Genomic DNA, 19749 nt, shown 5'->3' with positions numbered 1-19749 from the left:
TTCACGGCGAACCGTTCGACGACCCTCGTCCCGGCGGCAACGCAGGCGGCAGGTCCTCGCTCTCTCGCGACGGCGGGCTCGCCACAGGCAGCAGCGTTGCCGCGAGCATCGGCTCATGACGCGCCGCCTCCGCCGCACGCAATCGCGTCAATGCCCGCAGGCAATAGTGCGCGAACCACAACGCTGAAAATATAAAGATCACCACGTACAGCCAAATCGCCAGCAGCGCGATGACCGGGAACATCACGATCATGATGACCGACGACACCCACAGCAGCGTCGGCAATGAGCCGAGCAGCCCGGTTGCCACGCCGATCACCAGCAGTGGCAGACGCCGCTCGCGCACGATCCGGCGACGCTCCTCGGCGCTCGCGTGATACGCCAGCGCGTCGTACGTCATTACGCGATACGTCAGCCAGCCCCATAACAACGGCGGCACGATGGCGAAGAACGGCGGCACGAGCCACAGCGGCAGCGTGAGCAGCGCGGCAACGAGAAAGACCACGGTGGCGCCCAGCGACTGGCCGAGACTGCCCCAGAACGAGCCGCCCTGCCGCGCTTCCAGATGAATGTAGTGGCGACGCGAGAGGTGACGCAACACCGCGGGCATCGACCACCCCGCGATGAGCAGCAGCGCCGTGACCACGATCAGCGGGATGAGCAGCGCGACGAGAATGAACGGCGCGAGCGCCATGCGCACGCTATCGATGCCGAAATAGCCGAAGAAGCGGTAGATCCATTGCGTGAACTGCCACTGTTCGAGCCAGACGCGCAGAAAATCGGTGAACGGCACCCAGCCGAACCAGATCACGGCGCCCCAGATCAGGCCGGAGACCACAAAGGGCATGGCGGTGAGCCACAGCATGCGCGGATGCAACAGGCTCACGAGCGCGCGGCCCAGCGCGCGAAGAATGTCATTCATGCAGTATCGATACGGTCGGTGCCGTCAGGACGAGAATCGGAATCCATCGCGTTGAGGAACGTGCGCCCCGAGCGGGGACGCTCGGTCGGTGTGGCGCCCTCGCCGCGATGTCCCGATGTTACAGCACCGGGGCGCGGTCGAAGAAATAGATCCCGTGAGGGGATCGTCCGACCGGAATGGTGTTGATCAGCTTGCGCTGCGTCATATCGATGATGCCGACCTTGCGGGCCCAGCGGAACGTTACCCACAGCGTCTTCCGGTCGGCCGAGAGTTCCATGTCGTCCGGTCCCGGCAGCAGGCCGGTGATGTTGCCGACGTTCGTGAGCGTCTCCTGATCGACGATGCTGATCGTGCTCGACACGCGATTCGAAATCAGTACGTGCCTGCCATCGGCAAGCGATCGGAAGTTGTGCGCCCCCTTGCCCGTCGGGATCGTCTTGATCACCTTCTGATTGCGCCAGTCGACCACGGCGGCATAGTCCGCGCCGGTCATTCCCACGAGCAGGTATTTGTCCCCCGGCGTGAGCCACACCCCTGCCGGACTGTCGCCCACCTTCATCGTCCAGAGCACTTTCTGGGTGGCCAGATCGATGGCGGCGATCTCGTTGGACTGCTGCAACGAGATGAAGACAAGTTTGCTGTCCTGCGTGAAGACCAGATGGCTCGGCATCTTCTTGAGGGGAATGCGCTGCGCCACGCTCAGGTTCTTGCCGTCATAGCGATACACGTCCACGCGATCCAGTCGCAGGGCGTTGGCGACGAACCACTTCTTGTCCGGCGAGAAGCCAATCTGGTAGGGGTCCTCGACGTTCTCGATCTTGCGCTGCACCTGTCCCGTCTTCGGGTCGAGGAAGATGAGGTTGTTGCCGACCGAATTCGCCACGATGAGCGACTGATTGTCGGGCGTGGCCATGAGGTGATGCGGCTCCTTGCCAACCGGGAACGTCTGGATGACCTTCTGCGCCGCCTTGTCGATCAGGCTGACGCTGGCGTCGGCCGAGTTGAGCACGACCACGACACTGTCGGGCGCCGGCGCCGCAGCCTTGGCCGGCGCAGCGAGCGCCGCCAGACCGAAGGAAGCGGCCAGACCGGCAGCGATCAGGAGTTTGCGCATTGCAGCGTCTCTCGGGAGAAAATTGGGCAGGAAAAGTGGCGAAACCGGCGCGTGGACGGCGCATGGACCGCCCGGTCTCGATACGTCGTGGCGACTCGCCATTGTAGGCTGGGAACGCCCCGTCAACGCGCGTCCGGCGCGCCTTTTTTACGTATCGAAACACAATTTCGACACTTTCTGACGTAGCGCAAACCGGCAGGCGGATGACCTATCGAAATGGCGTCAGGGGTTGGCGCCGGGGCCGAACGCCGTAATTACACGCGTGAGTTGGCATCCACCGAATCCGCTTGGTCGCCAAGTCCGCGACGCTCGTCGGGATCAACGGGATCGCAGCGCTCGCAGCCATCGTTGCGCACGATGGCCGCGCCCCCAGCGCGTCAACGCTGCAACGCCTCCCAAACCTTGTGCAGACGCTTGACCGACACCGGCATGGGCGTGCGCAACTCCTGCGCGAATAGCGAGACGCGCAACTCTTCGAGCAGCCAGCGGAACTCCTCGAGTCGCGCGTCGCCCTGATCGCGGCGTTGCGACGTCGCCCGCTGCCAGTTCTGCAGCAACGGCCCCAGTTCGCTCATGGCACGGGCGTCGCGGGTCGGATCCGCCTTGAGCTTGTCGATACGTCCGGCCATCGCCTTCAGATAGCGCGGGAAATGCGCCAGTTGCGCGTACGGCGTGTCGATCAGGAACCGCTTGCCGATCAGCCGTTGCATCTGCGCCGTCAGATCCGCATACGCCTGCGCGAACGGTTTGGCCTGGGCCAGCTTCTTCTGCAAGGTTGCGTACTCGGTGAGAATCTGTCCGGCCAGCCGCGCGATCTCCTGCGCGAGCAGCGTGAGGCGTCCCCGCCCCTCGTCCTTTCGCGCGACGAACGACGCGTTATCGCTCGGCCAAGGCAACTGAAGGCACGCACGCTCCAGCGCCAGATCGACGATCTGCTCCCGCAGTTGTTCCTGCGTGCCCAGGTTCATGTACTGCATCGCCATCTGCTGAAGGCCCGGGATGTTTTTCTCCAGGTATTTCACCTGCTCGCGCAGTTGAATCGCGAAGAGTCGACGCAGCCCCGCGCGATGCTGCCGTTGCGCTTCGTCCGGATCGTCGAACACTTCGAGATCGCAGTGATCGCCGCGGTCGACCAACGCCGGGTAGCCGAACAACGTCTGCCCCCGCGACGGATTTCCAGCATTTCGGGCAGTTCGCCGAAGCTCCACGTTGAGAGGTTGTCGTAGCGGCCGGGCTCGACCGCGCCCGTTGAAGGCGCTGACTGTGCGCTCGCACGGCCCGCACCGCGCGCCGCCGGCGACGACGCCACCGATGCACCGTGTGCGTCGGGCTCGACGGCGGAACCACGGGTCGGCGTCGCGCCACTCTTCGCCGCCAACTGCTGAAACGTGCGCTGCGCCTGCTGACCGAGTTCGGCACGCAGTTGCGGGAGATTGCGTCCCATGCCGAGTTGACGCCCGTGTTCGTCGATCACCTTGAAGTTCATCGACAGGTGCGCCGGAAGCATTTCGAACTTGAAGTCGCTGGACTTGAGCATGACGCCGGTCTGTTCGCGCGCGTCGGCGATGAGCGCATCGAGCAGCGCCCCTGTCCGAACGCCGCCCGGTCGACGAAGCCGGCCGCAAACTCGGGCAACGGTACGAAGTGACGCCGCAGCTTCTGCGGCAGCGACTTCATCAGCAGGTGCGCCTTCTCTTTGAGCATGCCCGGCACCAGCCATTCGCAGCGGCGCGCGTCGACCTGATTGAGCGCGTAGAGCGGCACGGCGAGCGTTACGCCATCGCGCGGCGAGCCCGGTTCGAAGTGATAGCTGAGCACCATGTCGATGCCCGCAATGGCCGTCTGCTTCGGGAACAAGTCTGTCGTGACGCCCGCTGCCTCGTGACGCATCAGATCGTCGCGCACGAGGTAGAGCAGCTTCGGCGAGCCCTTGGCCGTTTCGCGATACCAGTGCTCGAAGCTCGCGCCGTCGTAGAGATCGGCGGGCACATGGGCATCGTAATACGCGTAGATCAGTTCGTCGTCGACGAGCACGTCCTGGCGGCGCGACTTGTGTTCGAGCTGTTCGATGTCGGCGATCAGCTTGCGATTGTGGGCGTAGAACGGGAGCTTGGTCTCCCATTCGCCTTCCACGAGCGCACTGCGCAGGAAGATTTCGCGGGCGCGACGCGGATCGCGCGGGCCGAAGTTCATCCGTCGGCGCGCATAGATCGTCAGGCCATAGAGCATGCCGCGTTCGTACGCCACGACTTGCGCGGCCTTTTTCTCCCAATGCGCGTCGGAGAGCGACGTCTTCACCAGGTGCTTGCCGACGCGTTCGATCCACTCCGGCTCGATCCGGGCGATGCATCGTGCGTAGAGGCGGCTCGTCTCGACGAGTTCGCCGGCCATCACCCAGCGCCCGGCCTTCTTCACGAGCGACGATCCCGGCCAGATGTGGAACTTGATGCCGTGCGCGCCGAGGAAGTGCGGATCGTCGTCGGCCTTGCAGCCGATGTTGCCGAGCAGGCCCGCGAGCAGGGCAAGATGCACCTGCTCGTAAGTCGCCTCCGACGCGTTGATGCGCCAACCCTGTTCGCGCACGACGGTGAGCAACTGGCTATGCACGTCGCGCCATTCGCGCAGGCGCAATTGCGACAGGAAGTTGTCGCGGCAGGCTTGTCCGAGCAGCCGGTTCGACTTCTTGTGTGCGATCGCCTCTTCGAACCACTGCCAGATCTTGAGCCACGAGAGGAATTCGGAGCGTTCGTCGGCAAACTTGCGATGGGCGTTGTCGGCGGCGTCCTGCGCTTCGAGGGGGCGCTCGCGCGGATCCTGCACGGCCAGCGCACTCGCGATGATGAGGACTTCGCGCAGCGACTGCTGGTCGCGCGCCGCCAGAATCATGCGGCCCACGCGGGGGTCGAGCGGCAAACGCGCCAGTTCGCGCCCAAGCGGGGTGAGCTGGTTGGTGTCGTCGACCGCACCGAGTTCGCCCAACAGTTGATAGCCGTCGGCAACGGCCCGGCCGGGCGGCGGTTCGATGAACGGGAATTCCTCGACCTTGGCGAGCCGCAGCGACTGCATGCGCAGAATGACGGCGGCGAGCGACGAGCGCAGGATTTCCGGATCCGTGAAGCGCGCGCGCGCCTGGAAGTCGGCCTCGTCGTACAGGCGAATACACACGCCGTCTGCCACGCGGCCGCAGCGCCCCGCGCGCTGGTTGGCGGCGGCCTGCGAGATCGGTTCGATCTGCAGTTGCTCGACCTTGTTGCGGTACGAGTATCGCTTGACGCGCGCGGTACCGGCGTCGACCACGTAGCGGACACCCGGCACCGTGAGCGAGGTTTCCGCCACGTTGGTGGCCAGCACGATGCGGCGCGCGTTGGACGGTTTGAACACGCGCTCCTGCTCGGGGCCGGAGAGCCGCGCGAAGAGCGGCAGAATTTCGGTGTGCGGCGGATGATGCTTGCGCAGCGACTCGGCCGCCTCGCGGATTTCGCGCTCGCCGGGCAGGAAGACGAGCACGTCGCCGGCGCCTTCGCGGCAGAGTTCGTCGACGGCGTCGACGATCCCGTCCATCAGGTCCCGTTCGCGATCGCGCGCGCTGGCGCGGCTGCCTTCGCGCCCCAGCGCGTTCGCGATGCGCGCATCGTCCTGGATCGGGCGGTAGCGCACTTCCACGGGGTACAGCCGCCCGCTCACTTCGATGACCGGCGCCGGACGCAGGTGGTCGCCCTCGCCCGTGCCGAAATGCCGGGCGAAGCGATCGGCGTCGATGGTGGCCGACGTGATGATGACTTTCAGGTCGGGCCGACGTGGCAGCAACTGCTTGAGGTAGCCGAGCAGAAAGTCGATGTTCAGGCTGCGCTCGTGCGCCTCGTCAATGATGAGGGTGTCGTACGCGCGCAACAGCGGATCGGTCTGCGTCTCGGCGAGCAGAATACCGTCGGTCATCAGTTTGACGGACGCGCCGCGGGACAAGGTGTCGTTGAAGCGCACCTTGAAGCCGACGATGTCGCCAAGCGGGGTGTTGAGTTCGTCGGCGATGCGGCGCGCGGTGGCCGACGCGGCGATCCGACGTGGTTGGGTGTGGCCGATCAGGCCGGTGCCGCCCGCGCCAAGCCCGCGGCCGAGCGCGAGGCAGATTTTGGGAAGCTGAGTGGTCTTGCCCGAGCCGGTCTCGCCGCTCACGATGACGACCTGATGGCCGGCGATGGCGCGCGCAATCTCTTCGCGCCGGCCGGAGACGGGCAGCGCCTCGGGAAAGACGATGTCGGGAAGCGGATTGGCGGCGGACTGGCGCGCCGCGAGGCGTTCGGCGTCGCGCGCGGCGCGCTCGGCCGGCGTCGTGCGTCGCCCCGCTGCCGGGTTCGGGCCGCCGGCCTGCCCCGTGCTCGCGGGTTTGGGCGGCCTGGCGGGCTTTGGGGTCGACGCGGTGACCGTGGGTTGGGCGCGCGTATGCCCCGGAGCCATCACTTTCGGCTTCGGGGGCGGAGATTGTCGATTTCGTTCATCACTTGCCATGGGCGCGCATTATATAATCTGCGGATGTTTGCGCACGTACACTCATGCTGACCGAACCCGACCCCGCCCTACAAGACGAAGAGACCGCCCACCAAGCCCAGTTCGTGGACTGGCTGCGATCGGTCGCCCCTTATATCCATGCGTTCCGCGACAAGACCTTCGTGGTCGCCTTTGGTGGCGAACTCGTCGCGGCCGGCGGGCTCGACACCCTGATTCAGGATGTCGCGCTGCTGTGCGCGATGGGCATGCATATCGTGCTGGTGCACGGTTCGCGACCGCAGGTCGAGGAGCAGATGCGCCTGCGACATATCGAGTCGCACTTCGCCCAGCAGTTGCGCATTACCGACGCGGCCGCGCTTGAAGCGGTGAAGGAAGCGGCCGGGGAACTGCGGCTGGACATCGAAGCGTCGATCAGCCAGGGGCTGCCGAACACGCCAATGGGTAATGCGCGCATCAGCGTCGTGTCGGGCAACTTCGTCACGGGGCGCCCGGTGGGCATCGTGGACGGCGTGGATTTTCAGCACACCGGCGTGGTTCGCAAGGTCGATGCCGAGTCGATTCGCCTGTCGCTGGCGAGCGGCAAGATCGTGCTGCTCTCCCCGCTGGGCTTCTCGCCGACCGGTCAGTCGTTCAATCTGACGATGGAAGATGTGGCGTCGTCGGCGGCCATCGCGCTGCGCGCCGACAAGCTCATTTTCATCACGGAAACGCCCGGCGTGATGAACGAGTACAACGAGTTGCAGCACGAACTCACGCTCGAAGACGCCCAACGCCTGCAGTCGCAGGGCACGCTCGATCGCGATTCGGCGTTCTATCTCAAGTACGCGACGCGCGCCTGCCGCGCAGGTGTCGGCCGTGCTCACATCGTGCCCTTCGCGCTCGACGGCAGCATGCTGCTGGAGCTCTTCTCGCACGATGGCGTGGGTACCATGATCTCGTACGAGAACCTGGAGAGCCTACGCGAAGCAACGATCGACGACGTCGGCGGCATCCTGCAACTCATCGAACCGCTCGAGGCCGACGGTACGCTGGTGCGTCGCGGTCGCAACCAGCTGGAGCGCGACATCGATCATTTCTCGGTCATCGAGCACGATGGACGCTTGTTTGGCTGCGCGGCGCTCTATTCGTATCCGATGGAACGCATCGGTGAGATGGCCTGCCTGACCGTCGACCCGGAAGCTCAAGGCTCCGGAGACGGCGAACGCCTGCTCAAACACATCGAGCAACGCGCCCGTGCCCGCGGTCTGGATCGCCTGTTCGTCCTCACCACGCGCACCGAGCACTGGTTCCTCAAGCGAGGCTTCGTCAAGGCCGGCGTCGACGATCTGCCCGCTGACCGCCGCCGCCTGTATAACTGGCAGCGCCGCTCGCTGGTGCTCATCAAGAAGCTGTAACGAAGGTCAGGCAGGCGGCGCACGCCCAAGGCTCCCCCTTGTGTCTCCCGCCCCTGCCCCCATCTACCGCTCTCGGCCGCAGCGCTCTTTTTCGTCGCATTTCGATTCCCCCCAAGGGGCTCGAATCAAGCGCCCAACATTCATTCACGCCCCAACAAGTTCACGAAGGAGTTCCCCATGGCTCGCATGATTCAATGCGTCAAACTCGGCAAAGAAGCCGAAGGTCTCGATTTCCCCCCCATGCCCGGCGAACTTGGCAAACGCCTCTGGGAAAGCGTCTCGAAAGAAGCCTGGGCCGGCTGGCTCAAGCAACAAACCATGCTGATCAATGAAAATCGCCTGAATATGGCCGATCCGCGCGCCCGCCAATACCTCGTCAAGCAAACCGAAAAGTATTTCTTCGGGGACGGCGCCGATGTCGCTCAAGGCTATGTGCCACCGCCCTCTGAGTAAACACCTCCCCCCTGACGGATCGGGGCCCCTTTCCGCCTCTCAGACATAAACCCAACTCGCTGCAGAAAGGGGCCCCGATCCGTCCCCGCATACGTCCTGTGGCGCAATGCCATGGGCGTCGTAAGACAGGCATGCGATCCGGTCGCATGCCTGTTTTCTTTCGATAGGGATCCGCTGGATGCGATGGTCAAGCGAGCGTTGTGCCACCCACGGCCGACTTGCCGGTCGAACCCGCTCCGCAATGGTGGCAGAAATGCGCGAACGCGTTTTTGCGCGCGTCGCACACACCGCAATGGTCGAATAGGCAAATGCCACAGTGGACGCAGTAGTCGCGATTCGGATCGTCCAGTTTCACCGGACGCTCACACCCCGGACACACCGACTTCGCCAACCGCGCCTGCGCCAAATCGTACGACAACGTCTTGCGACGTTCCTCGTCCGGCAACTGCTCCTCCGCCCTCTGCCTCGCCAGGTATCGCTGCAACGACACGATGGCGTAGCGTCCGATCATCACCGTGAGCACGATGCCTACCAGATACCGCACATACCCACCATAGTCCGGCAAGTACGGCACCAGCTCTACGAAGAACGCAAACAGCGCGAAGAAGATGAAGCCCCACACGAATGGCCACCACGTGCTCTTGCGCTGACGCACAAAGAGCCATCCCGCCACCACCAGTAATGGCAGCGTGAGCGCGAGCCGAATGCCGAATACTTTCAAATCCTGCGCACGCTGGATCGCCGCAAGCTTTTCTCCCGCCGCCGTGTTCAGCGCATAGCGCGCCGTGCGCGCCGACTGCACCGCGCGCTGGGCATCCAGCTGTTTTGCCTCGAGGGCATCGACTTGCGTCTGGACGTCGCGCTGCGCCGCCTTCAAGGCATCGAGCGCCTGCGTGCGCGCAACGAGTACCGTATCCTGACTGGCCTGCGCCGTCGCCGTACGCGTGGCCACCCAATCGTTGAACGACTCTCGCGCACTGCGATACGCCGTGCTCCGCGCCTTGAGCTGCAAACGCGCCGTCTCCAACCGGCTCTCGACATCTTCGAGCTGTGTCTGCGCCTGCTTGATGGCGGCGTCGGCACTGGCCGCCTGCCCGCGATCGACGAACGAGTCGAGCGTCGGTGCGGGCGCTACGCCCGGCAATTTGTCGACGACGAGCCCGCCCAGGCCAATGAGGAACGCCGCAAACAACACGGCGATCAGCCATAGGCCACGGCGGAACCAGGTTTCGGGAAGACGACGCGATCCAGCCATCCTGCCCTCCCGGGATCAGTTGTGGTAGTCGAGCGTGCGCACGCCTTGCGGCGTACCCATGAGCGTGATGTCCGCGCCCCGCTGCGCGAAGAGCCCCACGGTCACGACGCCCGGGATCTGGTTGACCTGCGTCTCGAACGCCACCGGGTCGAGGATCTGCAGGCCATGGACGTCGAGAATCGCGCACCCATTGTCGGTCATGTACGGGCTGCCATCGGCACGTACGCGCGCTTGCGGCTTGCCGCCAAGTGCCGTCAGCGCACGAGCAACGCTCGCCTGTGCCATCGGGATCACTTCCACCGGCAACGGGAAGACGCCAAGCACGGCAACTTCCTTGGACGCGTCGACGACGCACACGAATTCCTTCGCCACCGAGGCGACGATCTTCTCGCGAGTAAGCGCCCCGCCGCCGCCCTTGATCATGTGGCCAAGCGCGTTGATCTCGTCGGCCCCGTCGACATAGACCGGCAGGCTGTCGATCTGGTTGAGGTCGAAGACTTCGATGCCATGGTTGCGCAGACGCTCGGTACTGGCCTCGGAACTGGAGACGGCACCGCGATAGCGGCCCTTGTGGGCTGCGAGCGCATCGATGAAGCAGTTCGCGGTGGACCCGGTGCCCACGCCGATCACGCTGCCCTCGGGCACGTGCTGGTTCACATAGTCGGCGGCGGCCTGGCCGACCAAGCGCTTGAGTTCGTCCTGGGTCATGGGGATTTCCGGCAAAGTTTGGTAAAGTCGGAAGTTTACCGGAGTCAGGCGGGCCGCGCCGTTTTTCATCGCCCGGTCGCATCCCGGACTTCATGTCACGCAGTGCATTTCTCGCAAGGCCGCTCTCATGAATCAGCTCGACCAGCTCAAACGCCATACGATCGTTGTCGCCGACACCGGCGACTTCCAGGCGATGGACGCCTACAAGCCGCAAGACGCCACGACCAACCCGTCGCTGATTCTCGGTGCCGTCCAGAAGGACGCCTACCGCCCGATGCTCACCCGCATCGTCAGTGAACACCGCGCGGAATCCACCGCGGAGATCATCGACCGTCTGCTGATTGCCTTCGGGCAGGAGATTCTGGATATCGTGCCGGGTCGCGTGTCGACGGAAGTGGACGCGCGACTGTCGTTCGATACGGCCGGCACGGTAGTCCGTGCGCGCAAGCTCATCGCCATGTACGAGGCGCAAGGCATCGAGCGCGACCGCGTGCTCATCAAGATTGCCTCGACGTGGGAAGGCATTCGTGCGGCCGAGATTCTCGAGCGCGACGGGATTCGCTGCAACATGACGCTGCTGTTTTCGCTGGTGCAGGCGGCGGCCTGCGCCGAGGCTGGCGCCCGGCTGATTTCGCCGTTTGTCGGCCGGATCTACGATTGGTACAAGAAGTCGGCGGGTGCGAACTGGGTCGAGGCGGACAACGCGGGAGAGAACGATCCGGGCGTGCGCTCGGTGGCCGCCATCTATCGCTACTACAAGCACTTCGGCCATGACACGGAAGTCATGGGCGCGAGCTTCCGCTCGACCGGGCAGATCCTGGCATTGGCAGGCTGCGATCTGCTGACGATCAGCCCCGCCCTGCTCGAACAACTCCGCACGACACAAAGCGAAGTCCCTCGACGGCTCGACGCGAAGGACGCCCGCGCTGCGAGCATCGATCGCGTGAAAACGGATGAGCCGTCGTTCCGCTTCGCCCTCAACGACGATGCCATGGCCACCGAAAAGCTCGCGGAAGGGATTCGCGCATTTGCCGCCGATGCGATCAAGCTCGAAGCGTTGATCGACGCGGCGCGCTAAGCGCACGCGCGACGGTGATGCCCGGCGACCTCGCGCGCCTGGCATCACGCCCTGAACGTTACGCGCTGAACTTTACGCCCTGAACTGTACGCCCTGAGCCGCAGGTCCTCGACCTCGCGTCCTGAACTTCACGTCCTCGGCCGCATGTCCTGAGCCTCACGTGCTCGACCGCGCGTCTCAAAACTCGCGTCCTGAACTTCACGCTCCGGACTTGGCGGTCGTTACGGCACGTTCCTTACTTTGCGCCCTTGGCCGCGACTGCGCGCTGGCGGACCGCTTCGTACAGGCAGACGGCACTTGCGACCGAGACATTCAGGCTTTCGCAGCCACCGGCCATCGGAATGCTCATCAATTCGTCGCAGTGCTCGCGCACCAGACGTCGCATGCCCTCGCCCTCGGCGCCCATGACAATCGCCATCGGCCCGGTGAGCTTGGTGCCGTAGATGTCGTTGGGTGCGTCGTCGGAGGTGCCGACCACCCAGATGCCGCGCTCCTGCAATTCACGCAGCGTACGCGAGAGATTCGTCACCATGATGTACGGCACGGTTTCCGCCGCACCGCTGGCCACCTTGGCGGCGGTCGCGTTCAGGCCGACGGCGCGGTCTTTCGGCGCGATCACCGCATGCGCCCCGGCCCCGTCCGCGACGCGCAGGCACGCGCCGAGGTTGTGCGGGTCGGTCACGCCGTCGAGCACGAGCAGCAGCGGCGGCCCGGAGATGCCGTCGAGCAATTCGTCGAGGTTCAGCGCCAGCGACACTTCCTGGGCACGTGCGACCACGCCTTGGTGGCGCGACGAACCGGCCATGCCGTCCAAGCGCTTTCCGTCGGCCTGAATGACCTTGATCTTCACGCCCGGGGCGCCCTTGAGCGACTCCACGTGCTTCAGGAAGTCGGTCATGCGGCGATCGCGCCGGCTCGGATCGTAGTAAATCTCTTCGACGCTACCGGCATCGTGGCGCAGACGCGCCGTGACGGCATGGAAGCCGAACAGCAATTTCAATTGACTCATTTCACATCCTCAAAATAGCGTGCGCCGGCACGGCCGCCGACAAAGGGCGCCGCACAAAGCACGACGGCGGCGGAGCCCGCATGGGCCACCGCCGCCGCAATCCATCACGGACCCCCCGCTGCCGGTCACCGCCGGCACAAGGCGCCCATCTTACTGCAAACCCTCCACCGCGCTGCGCGAATCAACGACGCGGCTTCTTCGCCGGACCTCCCGAACGCTTGGCCGGCGCCTTGCCGCCACCGGGCTTGGCGGGCGAGGTCGCCCCTCGCTCCCCCTCGCGGCATTCACTTTCACCGACTTCGGCTTGGCGGGATGCTTGCCTGCCGGGGCCAGTTGCACGCCGTTGAGCAGCGCACCGCCCTTGGGCATCTGGCGAATGCCCGGCCGGGCAGCGACGGAACCCGCCGAACCGGCCAGTCCGGGCGCACCGGCGGCGGGCGCCGGCACCGGTGCGCCGCCGCGCTCGGTGCGACCCGACGTTTTCGCCAGCGCGCGCGCGTTGACTTCGCGTACGAGACGGAAGTCGATCTTGCGCGCGTCCAGGTCCACACGGCTCACCTGCACGCGTACGCGGTCGGTCAGTCGATAGCGGATGCCGGTGCGCTCGCCGCGCAGTTCGTGGCGGACTTCGTCGAACTGGAAGTAATCGCTGCCCAGCTCCGTGACGTGCACGAGGCCTTCGATAAAGAGATCGTCGAGCTGCACGAAGATGCCGAACGAGGTGACGGCGCTGACCGTGCCGCCGTATTCCTCGCCGAGCTTGTCGCGCATGAAATAGCACTTGAGCCACGCTTCGACGTCGCGCGAGGCTTCGTCGGCGCGACGCTCATTCGCCGAGCAATGCAGGCCCAGCTCGTCCCAGATGGCATCGTGCTTCTTGGTGCCTGCGGCCTTCTTGGCTTTCCCGGCGGCGGAGTCGTCGGCCTTCTGAAGCTTGCGCGCGTGCGGCGAGAGGCCGGTCGTCATTTCCACACCTGCCGGCACTTCGGGCTCGTACTTCTTGCCCGCCAGAATCGCCTTGATGGCACGGTGCGTGAGCAGGTCCGGGTAGCGGCGAATCGGGCTGGTGAAGTGTGCGTAGGCAGGATACGCCAGTCCGAAGTGGCCGATGTTGTCCGGACTGTAGACGGCTTGCTGCATCGAGCGCAGGAGCATCGTCTGGAGCATGGGTGCGTCGGGGCGCGACTCGATCTGCGTCATCAGGTCCGCGTAATCGGACGTCGCAGGCTCGTCGCCACCGCCGAGCGACAGCCCGAGCGTCTTGAGGAACGTGCGCAGCACCTGGAGTCGTTCGCCCGACGGACCGGCGTGAATCCGGTACAGGCCCGCCTGCTTGTGACGCTTGAGGAGGTCGGCGGCGCACACGTTGGCCGTGAGCATGCATTCCTCGATGAGACGGTGAGCATCGTTGCGCGTGCGCGGCAGGATCTGTTCGATCTTGCCTTGCGCGTTGCAGACGATATACGTCTCGGTCGAATCGAATTCAATGGCGCCACGCGTCTTGCGCGCTTTCGCGAGCACTTTGTACAGCTCGTACAGGTTCTGCAGATGCGGCAGCAGCGCGGCGCGGCGTTGGGCTTCGGGGCCTTTGGTGTTGCCGAGAACGGCGGCCACTTCGGTGTAAGTCAGGCGTGCGGCCGAGTGGATCACGGCCGGATAGAACTGATAGGCCTTGACTTCGCCGTTCGGGGTGACGAGGGCGTCACACACGAGAACACAGCGATCCACGTCGGGATTGAGCGAACACAAGCCGTTCGAGAGCTTTTCCGGCAGCATCGGAATGACGCGTCGCGGGAAGTAGACCGATGTGCTGCGCGTCAGGGCGTCCGCGTCGAGGGGGCCGCCGGGGGTCACGTAATGCGAGACGTCGGCAATGGCGACGATCAGGCGGAAGCCATCGCTGCGGCCGACCTTGGCCGGCTCGCAGTAGACGGCATCGTCGAAGTCGCGCGCATCTTCTCCGTCGATGGTGACGAGCGGCACATCGCGCAGATCGATGCGGTGGCGCAGATCAGGCGCACGCACTTCATCGGGCAGCGCCCCGGCAGCGGCGAGCGCTTCGGCGGAAAACTGGTGGGGCACGCCGTACTTGCGCACGGCGATTTCGATTTCCATGCCGGGGTCGTCGATGTCGCCAAGGACTTCCGAGACGCGGCCGATGGGCTGGCTATAGCGGCTGGGGTAATCGGTGAGTTCGACGGACACGACCTGACCGACCTTGGCCTTGCCCTGGGCGCGCGGCGGGATCAGGATGTCATGGCCGATGCGCTTGTCTTCCGGGGCGACGACCATCACGCCGTTTTCGTTGAGCAGGCGACCGATAACGTGCGTGTTGGCACGGCTCACCACTTCAACGATATGCCCTTCCGGACGTCCCCGGCGATCGTAGCCGGCAACGCGCAGAAGGACGCGGTCGTTGTGCATGACCTTCTTCATTTCTTCGCTGGGAAGGAAGAGGTCGTCGCCGCCCTCGTCGCGCACGGCGAAACCGTAGCCGTCGCGGTGACCGATGACACGGCCGGCGATGAAGTTCGAGGGGTGGGTCAGTTGATAATAGCCGCGGCGGTCGAGGCGAATCTGGTCATCGCGCTCCATGGCGGCGAGGCGCTTGAAGAAGCCTTCGCGCTCCTGCTTTTTGATCGCCAGGGCTTCGGCGATATCGTTGGCGGACAGCGCGGCATCGGCGGTGCGCAGGACACCGAGGATTTCTTCGCGGCTCGGAATCGGATAGGGATATTTGCTCAAAGGTCGGTAGCGTTGCTGTGCCGGTTGAGTCCGGCCGAGGGGCACATCTGGCGCCCGACGGTCCGTGGTGTTGTGCGTTGCGCGAAAACGCGGGGTCGCACAGTCAGGGACAATCATACGGCAAACCTCGCGAAAACTGCCACCTATGCGGAATTTGAGCGTGGGCTTGCAGGCGGGTGAGAAAAAAGAAAAATTATTCCGCCCAAGTGTTGACAGTGCCGCACGGCATACGCATAATCTCACTTCTTCGCGGCGAGCAAGCAGTCAGCAAGTCGACGAGGCCCAGATGGCGGAATTGGTAGACGCACTAGTTTCAGGTACTAGCGGGTAACACCGTGGAGGTTCGAGTCCTCTTCTGGGCACCAAAAATTTAAGAAAGCCGATGATCGATAGATCATCGGCTTTTTTCATGCGCGCTCGCCCACCGCCCCCCCTCCCCGGCCGCCGACGCCGATAGCGGCATGCCGTCGCACCGTCGGTCCAGCGCACTGCCAACCATCGCCCCCGATCGTCCAAAGACCAAACCCGACGCAAGTCATCCGCATGAGCGATCCGCAAAGCGTGTCGCGCGCGTGTCACGCCACTCACGGCCCATGTCCAGAATCAGAGCGAAATCGGTAGAATTTGCCTCATAAAAAATTGAATATTGCTCAACGGCCACCTAACGGGTTGGGCGTGCCGCGCGTGTAGCGCGTATTCGATTTCGGTTGCTAGATACTTGTTGGGAATGACATGCCTGCCTTCACTCGCGGTGAGCTTGCCGATTTGAACGTCTTTGTCACCATCTGCCGCCGGCAGAGTTTTCGGGAGGCCGCCACCGAACTGGGGGTAACGACCTCGGCCCTGAGTCATGCGATGCGCAATCTGGAAGCGCGCCTGGGCGTGAAGTTGCTGAACCGCACAAGTCGCTCCGTGTCGCCAACGGCCGCGGGCGCCGCACTGGCGAAGGAGCTGGAACAGGGCCTCGAGCAGATTGCCTCGGCCATTGGCGCATTGGACCGCTACCGTGCGTCGCCGGCCGGGCGTTTGCGACTGAATGTGCCGCGCGATGCAGCGCGGTTGCTGCTGGATCCGATTCTGCCGCGATTCGTGGCGTCGTATCCGGACATCGAATTGGATGTCACGGTAGACGACCGGATGCTCGACATCGTGGCGGAAGGTTTCGACGCCGGGATGCGGTATGGCGACACGGTGCCGGGCGACATGATCGCAACGCCGCTCACGCCCGCGCTGAAGTGGATCGTGGTCGGGTCGCCCGCGTACCTCGCGCGGCATGGCCGACCGAAGGTGCCGCAGGATCTGATGTCGCACAATTGCATCCGGATGCGCCTGGGCGACAACACGCTCTACAAGTGGGAACTGGGCAACGGGCCAACGGCGATCGAACTGGATGTGCCGGGGGCGCTGAGCATCAACGAGAGCGACGGCGTGATTGCGGCGGCAACGGGCGGCCTGGGCCTGGCCTATGTGCTGGCGCGAAACGTGTCGCAGGCACTGTCCAACGGCACGCTCGAAGCCGTGTTGACGGACTGGGCCGTCGACGGGCCGCCGCTGTCGATGTATTACCCGAGCCGACGTCAAACGCTTCCCGGATTGCGCCATTTGATCGACATGATTCGCTCGGAGCATATGGGCCACGTCGCGTAGCTTGGCGACGCACCCGATCGGATAGGCCGCCCCCCCCGACTTATCTTTTTTTTGCCGCGAATCGCTTGACAGTATGTAAGCCCCTCGGCATAATCTTGCTTCTTCGTAGCGAGCAAGCAGCAAGCGAGCTAACGAAGCCCAGATGGCGGAATTGGTAGACGCACTAGTTTCAGGTACTAGCGGGTAACACCGTGGAGGTTCGAGTCCTCTTCTGGGCACCAAAAATTTCAAGAAAGCCGATGATCGAAAGGTCATCGGCTTTTTTCATGCACGCCCGGACGGAGATCGCATCATCGAGCTCGATCGTTTACTGCAATCGCAGGGCTTCGGCAGTCGCAAGATGTGCCGCAAACTCATTGTCACCGGTGCATTTGCCATCGACGGCGTGGTGCACGACAATCCGCGCGAGTCGTTGGACCCGCAAGGCCTGCAATTCACGCTCGACGGCGAGCCCTGGGAATATCGCGAACACGTCTACGTGCTGCTCAACAAGCCGCAAGGCTACGAGTGCTCCACGAGCCCGACGCATCACGAGGGTGTGCATTCGCTACTCCCGTTGCCGATGGCCGTGCGTGGCGTGCAACCGGCCGGTCGCCTCGACCAGGATACGACCGGCATGCTGCTGCTCTCCGACGACGGTGCGTTCCTGCATGCCATGATGTCACCGCGTCGCCACGTGCCCAAGCGGTATGTGGCCACGACCAAGCATCCGGTCACCGACGACATGCTGCAGGCCTTGCGCGACGGCGTATTGCTGCGCGACGAAACGGAGCCTCTCGCCGCAACGGACGTCATGCGTGCCTCGTCTCACGAGATTGCCATGACGATCACACAAGGCAAATACCATCAGGTCAAACGGATGGTCGCCGCCGCAGGCAATCGGGTGGAAGGGCTGGTCAGAATCGCGATCGGCGGTCTGCCGATGGGCAATCTCGCACTGGGCGAATGGCGCTATCTCTCGCCGGACGAACTGCTGTCGCTACCGTACGAAGTGCCCGCCTCCGGCAAATGAACGGCTTGCGCTGAAGCCTATGCAGATGCCTATGCCAGTGCTGATACCAACGCCGCAGCCGATATCGATGTCGTCACCGGCGTCATAGCCAACACCGATGTCGCAGCCGACGCCAACATTGGCGACAACGATGCGGTACGGCGGCGGTGCACTGACCCTTTCGGGTCGACATATCAGCTCTGTCTGCCTTCGAGCAGAAAATGCGCGCCCTTGTCCTGCCCGAGCGTCTTGACCAGATACGGCAAGGTCGTCTTGAGGGTGTCCTGCAGCATGTACGGCGGATTCACGATGAACATGCCGCTACCGTGCAGGCCCATGCCGCCCGGCACCGGATTACACACGGTCAGCGCAGCATGCACCCAGTTCTTGATCGGCTGCCCATTGATCGTGAGCCGCTTCATGCGCTCCGGCAACTGCCCCGCCTCACGACGCTGTACCAGCGGATACCATACGGCATACATCCCCGTCGGAAAGCGGTCGAGCCCCTCCTGCACGGTCTGCGTTGCACGCGTGTAATCGCGCTTGTCTTCATACGACGGATCGATCAGCGTGAACGCCCGGCGCGACGCCGGCGGCAGAATCGTCTTGAGCCCCGCAAACCCGTCGGCACCAAAAATCATCGTACGACGCGCCACTTCCCGCCCTTGCGCCTCGAAGTTTTCGCGCAGCACGTCCTGTTCGGTCGGATGCATCTCGAACAACCGCAACCGATCGCGATCCCCAAGCAGTTGCAGCGCAAAGAACGGCGAGCCCGGGTAATAGCGCAGCTTGCCGTCCGGATTGAATTCGCGCACCAATGTCACGTAGTCCGCGAGCGGCGGCGGCAGATCGTCGCGCGTCCAGAGACGGCCGATACCGGTCTCGAACTCACCGGTCTTGTCGGCCCATTTGCCGTCGAGCGCGTAACCGCCTGCGCCCGCATGCGTGTCGATGTACCAGAACGCCACGTCCTTCTGGCGCATGTAATCGATGCATTCAACGGCGATAAAGTGTTTCAGTACGTCGGCGTGGTTGCCGGCGTGAAAGGCGTGGCGGTAGCTGAACATTAGGCAGATCCTGATTCGTCAGGCGCGATTGTAGCCGACGACGCGCCCGCACGGCGTTTCCGGGCTTGCACGCTGGCGCTTTGACTCGCCGTCAACGCCTTCGCTTTCACCGCCTTGTGACGAGGACAGGCGACCAGATGATCGTTCACCAGACCCGCCGCCTGCATGAACGAATAGCAGATCGTCGAGCCCACAAAGGTAAAGCCCGCCTTCTTCAGCGCCTTGCTCATCGCATCGGAGACGGCGGTGCTCGCCGGCACCTCGCCAAGCGCTGTCCAGCGGTTCTGCAACGGTTCGCCGCCCACAAACTGCCAGACAAAGTCGCTAAATCGCGTGCCCGCGGCCTCCATCGCCAGGTAGGCCCTCGCCCCCTTGATCACGCCGGCGATCTTGAGACGGTTGCGCACGATCCCGGCATCCGCCAGCAAGCGCGCCTCGTCCTCCGGCCCGAACGCCGCAATGCGCACCGGATCGAAGTGATCGAACGCCAGCCGGTAGTTATCGCGCTTTTTAAGGATGGTGGACCATGAGAGCCCCGCCTGCGCGCCTTCGAGCATCAACAGCTCGAACAACGCGCGCGAATCGCGCAGCGGCACCCCCCACTCTTCGTCGTGATACTGACGATACTGCTCGAAGCCATCGCTCCACGGACATCGTTCCATTGGTCTCTCGATAGTTGCGTCCGCGCGCAAGTGGCGCGGACATGTGCAGACGAATGGGACAAGTGTGCCAGCAATCGCACGCGAAGCGAACCGCGCAGCCCATGCCACGCATGACTTTGCGCCGACGGACTATGCCGAGACGGAATTTTCCGGGCCGAACGCCGGACATCCGCCGGCCTGAGCGATGGACCGGAAAGC

13 protein-coding genes, 2 tRNA genes and 1 pseudogene are annotated in these 19749 nt (G+C 64.1%); 7 read left to right on the top strand and 9 right to left on the bottom strand.

The features are described from left to right. Position 1: 1 nt before the first annotated feature. From DRB87_RS09575 to hrpA, 3 genes and pseudogenes are all read right to left on the bottom strand, one after another. A complete protein-coding gene (locus DRB87_RS09575) occupies positions 2-922 on the bottom strand; it encodes an EI24 domain-containing protein (RefSeq protein ID WP_130025725.1) in 921 nt (306 codons plus the stop codon). Positions 923-1040: 118 nt separating this feature from the next. Beyond that, complete coding sequence (locus tag DRB87_RS09570; protein ID WP_130025724.1) at positions 1041-2036, bottom strand: beta-propeller fold lactonase family protein; 996 nt, start codon at positions 2034-2036, stop codon at positions 1041-1043. Positions 2037-2413: 377 nt separating this feature from the next. Continuing rightward, positions 2414-6491: pseudogene (hrpA, locus tag DRB87_RS09565) on the bottom strand (ATP-dependent RNA helicase HrpA). Between the two features lie 95 nt (positions 6492-6586). Between hrpA and argA the strand changes: the two are divergent. Beyond that, positions 6587-7936 (top strand): amino-acid N-acetyltransferase, encoded by a 1350-nt coding sequence (gene argA, locus DRB87_RS09560; RefSeq protein ID WP_130025723.1) that lies wholly within the window; start codon positions 6587-6589, stop codon positions 7934-7936. 177 nt (positions 7937-8113) lie between these two features. Further along, entirely contained in the window at positions 8114-8389 is a 276-nt protein-coding gene (locus tag DRB87_RS09555; protein ID WP_017235753.1) for an oxidative damage protection protein, read from the top strand. Positions 8390-8576: 187 nt separating this feature from the next. On the opposite strand, the gene DRB87_RS09550 is transcribed toward DRB87_RS09555, so the two are convergent. Together DRB87_RS09550 and rpiA are read right to left on the bottom strand one after the other, a co-directional pair. Next, a complete protein-coding gene (locus DRB87_RS09550; RefSeq protein ID WP_130025722.1) occupies positions 8577-9644 on the bottom strand; it encodes a serine endopeptidase in 1068 nt (355 codons plus the stop codon). Positions 9645-9659: 15 nt separating this feature from the next. Further along, a complete protein-coding gene (gene rpiA / locus DRB87_RS09545) occupies positions 9660-10352 on the bottom strand; it encodes a ribose-5-phosphate isomerase RpiA (RefSeq protein ID WP_130025721.1) in 693 nt (230 codons plus the stop codon). A gap of 127 nt (positions 10353-10479) precedes the next feature. Between rpiA and tal the strand changes: the two genes are divergently transcribed. Beyond that, positions 10480-11430, top strand: a complete 951-nt coding sequence (gene tal / locus DRB87_RS09540; RefSeq protein WP_130025720.1) for a transaldolase — start codon at positions 10480-10482, stop codon at positions 11428-11430. A 235-nt stretch (positions 11431-11665) separates the two neighbouring features. On the opposite strand, the gene rlmB is transcribed toward tal, so the two are convergent. Both rlmB and rnr read right to left on the bottom strand, forming a co-directional pair. Further along, complete coding sequence (gene rlmB / locus DRB87_RS09535) at positions 11666-12439, bottom strand: 23S rRNA (guanosine(2251)-2'-O)-methyltransferase RlmB (RefSeq protein WP_130025719.1); 774 nt, start codon at positions 12437-12439, stop codon at positions 11666-11668. A gap of 150 nt (positions 12440-12589) precedes the next feature. Continuing rightward, positions 12590-15184 (bottom strand): ribonuclease R, encoded by a 2595-nt coding sequence (rnr, locus tag DRB87_RS09530; RefSeq protein ID WP_240756242.1) that lies wholly within the window; start codon positions 15182-15184, stop codon positions 12590-12592. 280 nt (positions 15185-15464) lie between these two features. Here rnr and DRB87_RS09525 point away from each other — a divergent pair. The 4 genes from DRB87_RS09525 (at position 15465) to DRB87_RS09510 (ending at position 17843) form a co-directional block, all read left to right on the top strand. Continuing rightward, positions 15465-15549: transfer RNA gene (locus DRB87_RS09525), tRNA-Leu, on the top strand. 367 nt (positions 15550-15916) lie between these two features. Further along, positions 15917-16831 (top strand): LysR family transcriptional regulator, encoded by a 915-nt coding sequence (locus DRB87_RS09520; RefSeq protein ID WP_130025718.1) that lies wholly within the window; start codon positions 15917-15919, stop codon positions 16829-16831. Between the two features lie 136 nt (positions 16832-16967). Beyond that, positions 16968-17052: transfer RNA gene (locus tag DRB87_RS09515), tRNA-Leu, on the top strand. Between the two features lie 71 nt (positions 17053-17123). Next, positions 17124-17843 (top strand): pseudouridine synthase, encoded by a 720-nt coding sequence (locus DRB87_RS09510; RefSeq protein WP_130025717.1) that lies wholly within the window; start codon positions 17124-17126, stop codon positions 17841-17843. Positions 17844-18016: 173 nt separating this feature from the next. On the opposite strand, the gene DRB87_RS09505 is transcribed toward DRB87_RS09510, so the two are convergent. Then, on the bottom strand, positions 18017-18889 hold the full coding sequence (locus DRB87_RS09505) for a 23S rRNA (adenine(2030)-N(6))-methyltransferase RlmJ (protein ID WP_130025716.1): 873 nt from the start codon (positions 18887-18889) through the stop codon (positions 18017-18019). Further along, positions 18889-19551, bottom strand: coding sequence for a DNA-3-methyladenine glycosylase I (locus tag DRB87_RS09500; RefSeq protein ID WP_130025715.1), 663 nt, complete (start codon positions 19549-19551; stop codon positions 18889-18891). Before DRB87_RS09500 ends, DRB87_RS09505 begins: the two co-directional genes overlap by 1 nt. Positions 19552-19749 lie beyond the last annotated feature (198 nt).

Source organism: Pandoraea sp. XY-2, from assembly GCF_004193915.1.
Lineage (GTDB): Bacteria > Pseudomonadota > Gammaproteobacteria > Burkholderiales > Burkholderiaceae > Pandoraea > Pandoraea cepalis.
Note: the sequence above shows the minus strand (reverse complement) of the source record. Positions and strands in the feature narration are given on the sequence as shown.